Origin of the sequence: Arthrobacter sp. 2MCAF14, from assembly GCF_052115645.1 — a bacterium.
Classification (GTDB): Bacteria; Actinomycetota; Actinomycetes; order Actinomycetales; family Micrococcaceae; genus Arthrobacter.
The window spans coordinates 31,056-41,931 of sequence record NZ_JBFRHB010000020.1; the positions used below are offsets into that span (position 1 = coordinate 31,056).

10 protein-coding genes are annotated in these 10,876 nt (G+C 64.4%); 7 read left to right on the plus strand and 3 right to left on the minus strand.

Annotation, left to right across the window (positions count from 1 at the left end):
* Positions 1-3 precede the first annotated feature (3 nt).
* Both AB4074_RS14390 and AB4074_RS14395 read left to right on the plus strand, forming a co-directional pair.
* A complete protein-coding gene (locus AB4074_RS14390) occupies positions 4-996 on the plus strand; it encodes a trypsin-like serine peptidase (protein ID WP_441413980.1) in 993 nt (330 codons plus the stop codon).
* 173 nt (positions 997-1,169) lie between these two features.
* Positions 1,170-2,204 (plus strand): trypsin-like serine peptidase, encoded by a 1,035-nt coding sequence (locus AB4074_RS14395; protein ID WP_441413981.1) that lies wholly within the window; start codon positions 1,170-1,172, stop codon positions 2,202-2,204.
* 193 nt (positions 2,205-2,397) lie between these two features.
* Here AB4074_RS14395 and purH read toward each other — a convergent pair whose 3' ends face one another.
* A complete protein-coding gene (purH, locus tag AB4074_RS14400) occupies positions 2,398-4,080 on the minus strand; it encodes a bifunctional phosphoribosylaminoimidazolecarboxamide formyltransferase/IMP cyclohydrolase (RefSeq protein ID WP_441413982.1) in 1,683 nt (560 codons plus the stop codon).
* Positions 4,081-4,200: 120 nt separating this feature from the next.
* Here purH and AB4074_RS14405 point away from each other — a divergent pair, with 120 nt between their 5' ends.
* Genes AB4074_RS14405 through AB4074_RS14415 form a run of 3 tightly spaced genes read left to right on the plus strand, consistent with a single transcriptional unit; the run spans position 4,201 to position 7,461 of the window.
* On the plus strand, positions 4,201-5,139 hold the full coding sequence (locus AB4074_RS14405; RefSeq protein WP_441413983.1) for an N-acetylglucosamine kinase: 939 nt from the start codon (positions 4,201-4,203) through the stop codon (positions 5,137-5,139).
* Positions 5,123-6,088 (plus strand): N-acetylmuramic acid 6-phosphate etherase, encoded by a 966-nt coding sequence (gene murQ / locus AB4074_RS14410; RefSeq protein WP_441413984.1) that lies wholly within the window; start codon positions 5,123-5,125, stop codon positions 6,086-6,088. Before AB4074_RS14405 ends, murQ begins: the two co-directional genes overlap by 17 nt.
* Positions 6,089-6,108: 20 nt before the next feature.
* A complete protein-coding gene (locus AB4074_RS14415) occupies positions 6,109-7,461 on the plus strand; it encodes an MFS transporter (RefSeq protein ID WP_441413985.1) in 1,353 nt (450 codons plus the stop codon).
* A 151-nt stretch (positions 7,462-7,612) separates the two neighbouring features.
* On the opposite strand, the gene purN is transcribed toward AB4074_RS14415, so the two are convergent.
* On the minus strand, positions 7,613-8,185 hold the full coding sequence (gene purN, locus AB4074_RS14420) for a phosphoribosylglycinamide formyltransferase (RefSeq protein WP_441413986.1): 573 nt from the start codon (positions 8,183-8,185) through the stop codon (positions 7,613-7,615).
* A 38-nt stretch (positions 8,186-8,223) separates the two neighbouring features.
* Here purN and AB4074_RS14425 point away from each other — a divergent pair, with 38 nt between their 5' ends.
* Positions 8,224-8,646: a hypothetical protein gene (locus tag AB4074_RS14425; protein WP_437772821.1), complete on the plus strand. Its 423-nt coding sequence runs from the start codon at positions 8,224-8,226 to the stop codon at positions 8,644-8,646.
* 30 nt (positions 8,647-8,676) lie between these two features.
* On the opposite strand, the gene AB4074_RS14430 is transcribed toward AB4074_RS14425, so the two are convergent.
* Entirely contained in the window at positions 8,677-10,008 is a 1,332-nt protein-coding gene (locus AB4074_RS14430; protein WP_441413987.1) for a cell division protein PerM, read from the minus strand.
* Between the two features lie 352 nt (positions 10,009-10,360).
* On the opposite strand from AB4074_RS14430, the gene AB4074_RS14435 reads away from it, so the two are divergent.
* On the plus strand, positions 10,361-10,825 hold the full coding sequence (locus AB4074_RS14435) for a DUF4383 domain-containing protein (protein ID WP_345450010.1): 465 nt from the start codon (positions 10,361-10,363) through the stop codon (positions 10,823-10,825).
* The last annotated feature ends 51 nt before the right edge of the window (positions 10,826-10,876 follow it).

The following is a 10,876-nucleotide window of genomic DNA, read 5'->3' on the forward strand; positions in this document are numbered from 1 at the left end:
ATCATGACAAAGAAATCACTCCCCATCACTGGTCTCCTGAGCCTCCTTACCTCCGCCGTTTTGACCCTCTGTGCCGCTGGAGGGGCGGCAGCCGCAACGCCTTACACCGCGGTTTCGAGCCTCGCAGCGCCTGGGACGCAGCAGCTCGTCAGCTTGGCGACAACAAACACCGACCCCACGGGGTACTGGACTCCCGAACGGATGCAGGCGGCAATCCCTGGCGATGTCCTTGCCGGTAAAGCCCTCGCACGAGGTGGTGCCTCCAGCACCGCCACCGGCACGATCGAAACCGGCCCGCCAGTGAAAATCGCCAACGCCAAAGGCAGCAGCGCGAGCCTGCACCAAGACGAAGACCCCATTGACCACGTCGGCAAGGTCTTCTTCACGATGGGTGCCTTCGCGTACGTCTGCTCCGGCAACGTGGTCGTGTCGGACAACGACAGCACGGTGGCGACCGCGGGCCACTGCGTCAATGAGGGTCCTGGTGCATTCGTGAAGAACTTTGTCTTCGTTCCGGCTTATCTCAACGGCAAGGCCCCTTACGGCATCTGGCCTGCCAAAGCCCTCTACACCACAGCCCAGTGGCGCACCGCGGGCGACATCCGCTATGACACGGGCTTCGCTGTCACGGCCACGGTGAAAGGCAAGCACTTGGCCGACGTCGTCGGCGCGTCCGGCGTAGAGTTCAACCAGGACCGGGGGCTCAGCTACCAAGCGTTCGGCTACCCTGCCGCCCCGCCGTTCGACGGGCAATCGCTGAAGAGCTGTTCGGGTGACGCCACCAAGGATCCGATTAATCCACAGTTCAAGGCGCAGGGCATTCCCTGCGATATGACAGGTGGATCATCGGGCGGACCATGGATGGTCGACTCAGGCCGGGATTCCTATCAAAACTCTATTACGAGCTACGGCTACCCTGGCGGCCCGGCTGTGATCTACGGGCCTTATTGGGGCTCCGCCATCCGGGATGCCTACGATTTGGCATCCACGTCCTAGGCCCTCCGACCGCTCGGAAATAGGGCAGAATTCGCATCTTGTCAAAACGAAAGTCAAATCTCACAAAATTTGCACAATTTCTTTACATGCTTGTCACGGCTTAGGTAGTTTCGGTTCCGTCAGTCGGCGTCCACCACCAACCGGCCGCCTTCCCCTCGATATCTAGGACAACTGTGACGAGAACCAAGACCCTGGCCACAAGCATGCTCAGCCTCACTGCCGCCGCCTTACTCGCACTGGGCGCCGGGAGCGGGGCCACCGCGGCTCCGTCCATAAACAATGGCCCCGATGCGTCGACCGCCAGCAGCAATTCGGCTTCCGACGGCAACACCGCTGACTATTGGACTCCTGAACGGATGAAGAACGCCGTCTCCGGCGACGTTCTCGCGAGCAAGGCGCTTACGCGGGCACAGGCCGCAGTGGGCCTTTCCGGCCTCCCGGTTTCTCCCGAGCAGGTATTTTCCGGCTTGGGGAGCGTCCTGACCACAATCGAAGGCCAGAAAGCCGCCAGCCCGGCAGCGCCGTCCCCGGCCGTGGGCCGCAAAACGAACGCAAGTGAGTCGTCCGATTCGCACATCGGGAAGGTGTTCTTCACACTCGGCGGGGTGAACTATGTCTGCTCCGGCAATTCCGTCACCTCGGCCAACCAGAGCACGGTGTCCACCGCAGGCCACTGTCTGAACGAAGGCCCCGGAGCATTCGCAAGCAACTTCACGTTCGTTCCTGCCTACCTGGACGGCGCCGCGCCCTACGGCAAGTGGACGGCCAAGGCGCTCTACACAACCAGCCAATGGTCCTCGAATGGAAACATCCAGTACGACACCGGTTTCGCCGTGATGAACACCCTCAATGGCCAGAAGCTCTCAGACGTAGTGGGCGCCTCAGGGGTCCAGTTCAACGCCGCACGAGGACTGGCGTACAAGTCGTTCGGCTACCCTGCAGCATCGCCGTTCACCGGAGAATCACTCAAGAGCTGCTCCGGCACGGCAGCCAATGATCCCAACAACCCCCAGTACAACACCCAGGGGATCCCCTGCAACATGACGGGCGGTTCTTCTGGAGGCCCGTGGTTCATTGGAACCAGCTCCAGCGGGTACCAGAACTCGGTGAACAGCTACGGCTACGGAAGCAACTCCAGCAACATGTACGGCCCGTACTGGGGCAAGGTCATCCAAGGCACGTACCAGACCGCGTCCACGGCCCCCTAGCCTCCCCCTCTCCCCCGGACATGCCCCCTGTTCGCTCCCAGGGCTGGACATATTGCGAATATGGCCGGTCCTGACCACCAAAAATGGACATGTCCACCCGGGAACGGGGGACATGTCCATTTTTTGGTGGAGCGAGTGGACCTGGTGAAGCGAGTGGACTTAGCGAAAGCCCTTACCCCGCGAAAGCCCGGACTTAGTGGAAGAAGTGCCGCGCTCCCGTGAAGTACATCGTGATGCCGGCGGCGTTGGCTGCGGCAATGACTTCCTCGTCGCGCACTGAACCGCCAGGCTGCACCACGGCGCGGACCCCGGCGTCGATCAGGATCTGAAGGCCATCGGCGAACGGGAAGAACGCGTCGGAAGCCGCCACGGCACCGCGGGCACGCTCGGGAGCGCTGCTGGAATCGGTGTTTGACGCACCGCCGGGGGCATCGCCCCCAACAGCACCGTCGGACTCCACCTGAACGCCCAAGGTGTTGGCGCGCTCGACGGCCAGTTTGCACGAGTCCAGGCGGTTGACCTGGCCCATGCCGATGCCGACTGCGGCGCCGTTGTTGGCGAGGAGGATCGCGTTGGACTTGGCGGCGCGGCAAGCCGTCCAAGCGAACGCGAGGTCGGCCAGCGTGGCCTCGTCGGCGGCTTCGCCGGCGGCGAGGGTCCAGTTGGCGGGGTTGTCGCCGTCGGCGTCCACCTTGTCGGCTTGCTGAACGAGGACCCCGCCCGAGACCTGGCGGATCTCCGTCGGGTAGCGGCCGTAGCCGTCCGGGAGGGCCAGCAGACGGATGTTCTTCTTCTTGGACAGGATCTCAACGGCTTCCGGCTCGAACCCCGGGGCGATGACAACCTCGGTGAAGATTCCGGCCACGGTCTTGGCCATTCCCGCCGTGACGATGCTGTTGGCGGCGATGACGCCGCCGAAAGCGGACACCGGATCGCAAGCGTGGGCCTTGGCGTGGGCGTCGGCGATGGGGTCGGCGGCATCTGCGGAACCAACGGCCACACCGCAGGGGTTGGCGTGCTTGATGATGGCGACAGCGGGCTCGGAGAAGTCGAACGCGGCGCGGAGGGCGGCGTCGGCGTCGACGAAGTTGTTGTAGCTCATGGCCTTGCCGTGCAGCTGGTCTGCCTGGGCGATGCCGGCGGGGGCGGCTTTGTCCACGTAGAGGGCGGCCTGCTGGTGCGGGTTTTCGCCGTAACGCAGGACCTCGGAGCGCTCCAGGGCGAGACCGGCGTAGGCGGGCCAGTCGATGATGCCGTCTCCGTCTTCGTCGAGGAACTGGCTGGCGGTCCAGGTGGCAACGGCGGTGTCGTACGTTGCGGTGTGGGCGAAGGCCTTCGCGGCCAGGCGGCGGCGGGTCTTCAAGTCGAAGCCACCCGCAGCGGCAGCTTCCACCACGGCGCCGTAGAAGTTCGGGTCTACAACGATCGCGACGGCGGCATGGTTCTTGGCGGCCGAACGCACCATGGCGGGGCCACCGATGTCGATCTGCTCGACGACGTCATCCTGGGCAGCGCCGGAGCGGACCGTCTCCACGAACGGGTAGAGGTTGACCACTACGAGGTCGAAGGGCTCGATCTCCATCTTGGCCAGCGTTTCCATGTGGGCAGGAACGCGGCGGTCGGCCAGGATGCCGCCGTGCACGCGCGGGTGCAGGGTCTTGACCCGGCCATCGAGCATCTCCGGGGAACCCGTAACTTCTTCCACTTCCTTGACCGGAATACCGGCTGCGGCAATCCTCTTCGCGGTGGAGCCGGTGGAGACGATGGCGACTCCTGCTGCGTGCAGGCCCTTCGCGAGCTCCTCCAGCCCCGTCTTGTCGTAAACCGAGATCAGTGCACGGCGGATGGGAACACGGTCAAGCTGCGTCAAGCTCACAAAAGTCTCCGTCTTATATCGCGGGATTCCGCGGTTGCTGGGGATACGGACGAGTTTATCGTGTTGTGGCTCCTCTTCGTTTTTCGAGACGTGGCGGCGCCCGCAACATATGGTTGGGCCATGGATTCCGCGGATGTGATTTTGGTAGCCGACGTCGGCAAGAGCCGATGCAGGGTAGAACTCAGGCTGGGGAATGAGGTGTTGGGCTCGGCGGACCAGCAGGGCTTCCCCGGCCTGGGCATGGACAACGGCGCCCGGCTCGCCTTCGAGCTCCTTGCGGACACTGCATCGATGCTGCCGCGAGGGCTTCCGGCAGCATTCCCGGAAGGATCGTTGCGTGGAATCGGCGCCGCCGTGGCCGGGGTTGAGGCCTCAGCGGCCAACTCCCACGCACTCGCCGTCCTGCTGTCCGAGCGCTTCAAGGTCCCGGCCGCGGTTCTCTCGGATGCCACCGCGGCCCAACTCGGCGCCCTGGACGGCGCGCCCGGAACAGTGCTGATTGTGGGCACGGGGGCCGTTGCCTTCCGCTTCGACGACGCCGGGGCCCTCCACCGTGCCGACGGCTGGGGACCGCTCTTGGGCGATCGCGGAAGCGGCCGGTGGATCGGCCAGCAGGGTCTTCAGGCCGCACTGCAAGCGCACGACGGCGGACCGGCCACTTCGTTGCTCGGCGCGGCCGCCGCGCTCGTTGGCTCACCCGCGCAGCTTCCGGCCTGGCTCGCCGAATCCGACAACCCTGCGCGGACCATGGCGCGTTTCGCGCCCGTGGTGCTGAAAGAAGCGGAGGCGGGAGACGCCGTCGCACGCGGCATTGTGGACGAAGCTTGCAGGCTCCTTGTGAACACCGTGACCCTTGCCTCCGGCGAGACGAAACAAGTGGCGCTCCTTGGCGGCGTCGTGAAATCGGAGTTCTTCGACGGGCTCTTGCACAACGCCCTCGCTTCGGCTGGGATTGAGGTGGTTGCGGCACTAGGCGATGGAATGGACGGTGCCGCCCTCGCAGCGAACCGCCGCGGGCTCCTCCAGGAAAGGTACATTCACCGTGACGGAACAGCCTGACGCTTCTTCCCCTGATTCTCCTGACGGCGACCGGCTCAAGGAACTCCGCTCCGAGCTCGAAGGCCTGCAAACCGAAGCGGCATCGCCTGCGCTCAGTGAATTGGACACCATGGGCACGGCCGAGCTCGTCGCCGCCATGAACGAGCAGAACCGCGGCGTCCCGGCCGCCGTCGAACAAGCCAGCGGGGAGATCGCCGCAGTGGTCGACGCCGTTGCGGAGCGCCTCGCCCGCGGCGGCCGGCTGCTCTACGTCGGTGCCGGAACGGCCGGGCGGCTCGGGGTATTGGACGCGAGCGAATGCCCGCCAACCTTCGGCACTCCCCCGGGGCTCGTCGTGGGGATCATCGCGGGCGGCACCCAGGCCATCCAGAAACCGGTGGAATACGCCGAGGACAATGCCACGGCCGGAGCCCGGGACCTGCACGACATCAGCGTGACCGAGGCGGACGCCGTCGTCGGAATCTCGGCTTCGGGACGCACGCCATACGTGATCGGCGCCCTCGAGGAGGCCCGCAGCCGAGGCGCATTCACGGCATCGATCGCCTGCAACCACGACTCACCCATCAGCAAACTGGCAGACGTGGCGATCGACGTCGTGGTCGGTCCGGAATTCGTTGCCGGTTCCACGCGGCTGAAGGCGGGGACGGCGCAAAAACTCGTCCTCAACATGATCAGCACGCTCGCCATGGTCAAGCTCGGGAAGACCTACGGAAACCTGATGGTCGATCTGCGCGCTACCAACAACAAACTCCTTGCGAGGTCCCAACGGACCATCCAACACGCCACGGGCGTGGACGCGGAGACGGCGATTCGTGCGCTCGATTCCGTGGGTGGATCGGTCAAGGCGGCCATCCTGGTGGTGCTGACTGGCATCGATCCGGGACAGGCGAAGAGCGCTTTGGATGAGGCCGGCGGCTTCCTGCGAAAGGCGATCGAGAAGCACGGATAGAGTTTTCCCCAGGAGGGGAAATGAATACTTACACAACCGTCCCGAGCGGCGAGCAGGTTGTCCAGGAGCTGCCGTGGCGGTGGAAGGTCCAGGGCAGGATTTTCCTGATCGGCGGCCTCGGCTTCATGTTCGATGCCTGGGACGTCACCCTCAACGGGATCCTCATCCCTCTGCTTTCCAAGCATTGGTCCCTCCAGCCCGCCGACGCCGGATGGATCGGCACCGCCAACCTGATCGGCATGGCCTTGGGCGCCTTCGCTTGGGGCACCATCGCGGACACCATCGGCAGGAAGCAGGCCTTCACCGCCACCCTGCTGATCTTCTCCACCTTCACGGTCCTGGGAGCTTTCGCGCCGGACTTCGTCTGGTTCTGCGTCTTCCGCTTCATGGCCGGCTTCGGGCTGGGCGGCTGCTTTCCAGTGGATTACGCCCTGGTAGGTGAATTCACCCCACGGAAGCAACGCGGCAAGGTGCTGACCGCAATGGATGGTTGGTGGCCCGTGGGCGCAGCTCTGTGCGGCTTCATTTCGGCCGGACTCGTTGCGGCATTCGCCGATTGGCGCCTGACCATGCTCGTCATGGTGTTGCCGGCCCTGCTGCTGTTCTGGATCAGGCGGAGCGTGCCCGAATCCCCCCTATTCCTCATCCGCAGGGGCAGACGCCAAGAGGCCGCCGACGTCATCGACGGTCTGGTCCTGGCTACGGGAGCCGAGCAACGCGCCTACAGCCTGCCCGCGCCGCAAGACGCGCCACGTCTCTCCGCCGGCAGCGCGTGGCAGCAGCTACGGCGGGTCTGGCAGTTCAACTGGAAGATCACGACGGCGGCCTGGGCCCTGTTTTTCAGCATCCTTCTGGTCTACTACTTGAGCTTGACGTGGATGCCGCGGATTCTGATCGGCGCCGGATTCGAGGAGTACAAGGCCTTCGTGACGACAGCCGGGATGGCCGGCGTCGGGCTCCTGGGCGTGGCGGTCGCCGCAGTGCTGGTGGAGCGGGTGGGCCGCAAATGGATCCTGGCCATCACCGGGCCGCTGTCCGCGTTGACCCTCGTGATCGTGTCCTTGGTGGTCGGCATTCCTGACGCGGCAGTGTTCTGGCTCCTGGCGTTCGGCTTCGTTATCCAGGTGGCGATCCCGGTGCTCTACACCTATGTGTCGGAGCTCTACCCCACCGAGCTCCGGGGCTCCGGCTTCGGCTGGGCGTCGACGTTCTCCCGGGTTGGTGCCGGCATCGGGCCCCTCGTGTTCGCCTCGTATTTCTGGCCCGAGTTCGGCTTGGCCACGTCCTTCGCCTTGGCCGGCGGGCTCATTGTGCTGTCTGTGGTGTGGATGGCGTTGTTTGCCCCGGAGACCAAGCAGCTCGACCTCGACTGAGCATCCCCCCGCGTCCCCAACTAGCTCGCATTAGATGTCGTTTTGAGCCGTCATAACGACAACAAATGCGTGGGCCCACGCCGCCAGGGTTCCCTGGCCGAGCTTGCGAGGCGAGGGTGGCGGTGGGGATCGGTCTGGGCCGAAGGAGGACTCAGGCGTGTTTTCCCGCAGCGAGCTCTGCGAGGGTCCGGACCAGGAGCCTGCGCTCCACCACCTTGATGCGTTCGTGCAGGGTGTCTTCAGTGTCGTCCGGGGCGATTTCGACTGCCTCCTGGGCGATGATAGGACCGGTGTCGACGCCGGCGTCGGCCCAGTGGACGGTGCAGCCAGTCACTTTCACGCCATAGGCCATGGCATCGCGGACTCCGTGGGCACCCGGGAAAGCGGGCAGCAGTGCGGGGTGCGTGTTGAGGTATTTGCCGCCGAAGGCGTCGATGAATTCCGGGCTGACAATCCGCATGAACCCGGAGGAAACCACGACCTCCGGATCGTAGGAGGCAACGGCTTTGGTAAGTGCGGAGTTCCAATCGGCCCGGTCCGCGTAGTCCTTGAAGTCCACCACAAAGGTGTCCAGTCCGGCTTCGGCAGAGCGTTCCACTCCGTAGGTACCCGGCCGGTCGGCTCCCACGGCTGCAATCTCAACGTCCAGCTCGCCCGCCTTCACGGCGTCGATGACTGCTTGGAGGTTGGAACCGGTTCCGGAGACGAGGACAACAATGCGCATTGCACTAGCTTATGGCTGGCTCGCGTAGGCTGGAAAACATGAATTCCGGCGTTGGACCCACCCCGCAGCATCAGCCACAGAGCGAGGCTGCCAAATCAGCGCTTGCCGTTACCCAAACGCTATTCAGGACATTCCTGCTGACCGTGCTTGGCGCCATCTTCGTCTACATCCTGAACATCAGCTACGTCTGGCTCAGTGGCATCCTCACCGTCATCGCGGGGGTACTTGGAGTGGTGGTCCTCGTGCGGACCATCCGGTTCAAGCAGCCACGCATCGTCTTGTTTGGCACGATTTCCGGGCTCGTGGTCACGGCCGTCATGTGCCTGCTGGTGCTCACCGCGGTCGTCTTCTTCCAGCAGATCACCACCTTGGAGAACTGCGCACGAAGCGCCCTGACGCTCCACGCCCAGAACTCGTGCCAGGTGGATTTCCAGAAGTCCATTCCCTCCGGATTGCGCTAGCCGGGGCGCAAGCCAGGTGAGGCGGGCACCTTAGCGGCGGTCGCCGTCGTACACGGCATCGTCGAGATCCGCTTCGCGGAGCTTCTGCCGCCTCTCGAGCCAGGGCCCCACCCAGTAACCGATTACGACGCCGATCCCCACCTCCGCGGCGATCCAGACTGCCGTCCACCGCGGGTCCGGGCCGATCTCGGTGAGACGCCCGATTCCGGCGGAACCACGCGCGAGCCAGGCGAGGCCTCCAGCCAAAGCCCCTGCGACGGCCCCGATGAGCGCGCCGAGGATCAACGTGGAAACAGGAGCCGTGAACCAGCGCGCCTTGATCTTGATGGAAAGCCATTCGTCGAAGTGGTTCTCCCCCGCACGCAGGAACCACCAGCCTGCCAACAGACCGGCGACCACCGGAAGGGCAAGGGCAGCGGCGCCGAAGTCGAGCTGCCCGGTGGGCAGTGCGCCGAACACAGGAATCGCGGGCAGCGGCCCGACGGCGGTGCCCAGCGGCCCGACGTGCGAGCCGACACCGAGCGAGAAGCCGGCGCCGGAGGACCAAGCCAAAGTGAAAACTGCCAGATTGGGCAGATAGCCGAGCTGGGCGATGGTGAGGACGCCACCGCCGAGGGCCCCGGCTTTCAGGCCTTCGTAAACAGCGATGATGTCCGTCCAGTGCATGACAAGGTCGACGGCGAGAAGCGTCGCTGAGAGTGTCATGGCCGCCATGATTGCCACGAATCCGGCCTTGATGGCGGAGCCGAAGTAGGACCCGGCCCAACGGGAATGTTGGCTTGTGCGTGCGAGCCAATCGACGGCGTCGACGCCAATGAGCCTGCTCCAGGAGCCGGACTCCCGTCGGGCGCCCACCACCATGCCGAGGCCGAACGGGATGAGGGGAATTAATGCAGCGAACCAGATATTGATGACGACATCCTGCGTGCGACAGACGAATCCGGTCGCCGCGCCGAATGCGCCGTAGACGAGCAACGCTCCGAAGAAGGCCTGCCACAGCTGGTCCGTGTAGGAAGCCCTGGCCAGCCGGCGGCCCGCGCGCCATGCCAGGAGGAAGGGGACCAAAGTCAGTCCGAGCGGGATAAGGGACAGCATCCCGGACCCCGGTAGACCTGCGGTTCCCAGGTTGACGGTGGCAAGCTGCAGCGGCACGCCGTGGACCAGGAGCCAGGTTTGGCCAGCCAAGCGTGCCAGGAAATCGATGGTGTGGTTCTGGAATCCGTCAGTTGCCCAGACTCCGATCAGCGGCAGGACCACCACGAGCGCCGAGATGATGGCGGCCTGGGCCGACTCAAGGGCACCCTGCAGCCACAAAGGCATGGGCAGGCCATGGTTACCGGTCTGATCAGCGCGCAGTTTCATCGTGTTCTATCGTGCCACGGAGTGCCCCGCTCCCCCGGCAGGCGCCCGCATGGCCCGCAAATCCTCCAACGCCCGCTCACTTATAGCCCCCTTCTGGCCAACGCTCGCTCACGTATAGGGCGCGATCACCATACGCTCGCTCACTCCCGTCGCGCCGCCGTCGTTCTTGTGAGCGAGCGTCCGGGGAAAATGCCATATATGTGAGCGAGCGTCCGAGGAAAACCGCGCATATGTGAGCGAGCGTCCGGGGGGGCCGCGCCGGGGGGCCGCGCCGGGGGGCCGCCGCTCCAGCGCTTTTTGCATATGCCAGACGTAAAATTGGATTGTTCGCAAAGGTGGATGGAGGGCATAAATGACTACCGCAACCCCACATGCACATGGTGTTCACTTTGGACGCACGGACATCCAGAACATCGGCATGGGTGTAGGTATTCTGATGGCGCTGGTGGGCCTTCTCGGATTCATTCCGGGCATCACCATGCGGTACGGGGAATTGCAGTTCTTCGGGCCAAATTCGCACGCAATGCTCCTGGGTGCGTTCCAAGTGTCGCTGCTGCTCAACATTGTGCAGCTGCTGATCGGCGGAACCAGCTGGGCGATGTCCCGCTCGGGCGGCCATAGCGCACGCAATATCCTGATGAGCTTCGGTGCCTTGTACATCGTGCTCAGTGTGTACGGACTGAGTGTCGGGGTTGATTCGGCGGCCAACTTCCTGTCGCTGAACACGCTCGACAACTGGACGTTCATCGTCTTGGGCATCCTGATGGTCGCCGCAGGCTGGATGTTTTCACGGCATCTGGCTGACGACGCAAAATAGACCTATTCACGAGCCCGGATTGAGTTAGCCCGGGATTACAGGAGCCGCCAA

Coding starts and splice junctions, on each gene's coding strand:
- AB4074_RS14390 (WP_441413980.1), top strand. CDS start 4: ATGACAAAGAAATCACTCCCCATCACTGGTCTCCTGAGCCTCCTTACC.
- AB4074_RS14405 (WP_441413983.1), top strand. CDS start 4,201: ATGGATTCCGCGGATGTGATTTTGGTAGCCGACGTCGGCAAGAGCCGA.
- AB4074_RS14415 (WP_441413985.1), top strand. CDS start 6,109: ATGAATACTTACACAACCGTCCCGAGCGGCGAGCAGGTTGTCCAGGAG.
- purN (WP_441413986.1), bottom strand. CDS start 8,185: ATGCGCATTGTTGTCCTCGTCTCCGGAACCGGTTCCAACCTCCAAGCA.
- AB4074_RS14425 (WP_437772821.1), top strand. CDS start 8,224: ATGAATTCCGGCGTTGGACCCACCCCGCAGCATCAGCCACAGAGCGAG.
- AB4074_RS14430 (WP_441413987.1), bottom strand. CDS start 10,008: ATGAAACTGCGCGCTGATCAGACCGGTAACCATGGCCTGCCCATGCCT.
- AB4074_RS14435 (WP_345450010.1), top strand. CDS start 10,361: ATGACTACCGCAACCCCACATGCACATGGTGTTCACTTTGGACGCACG.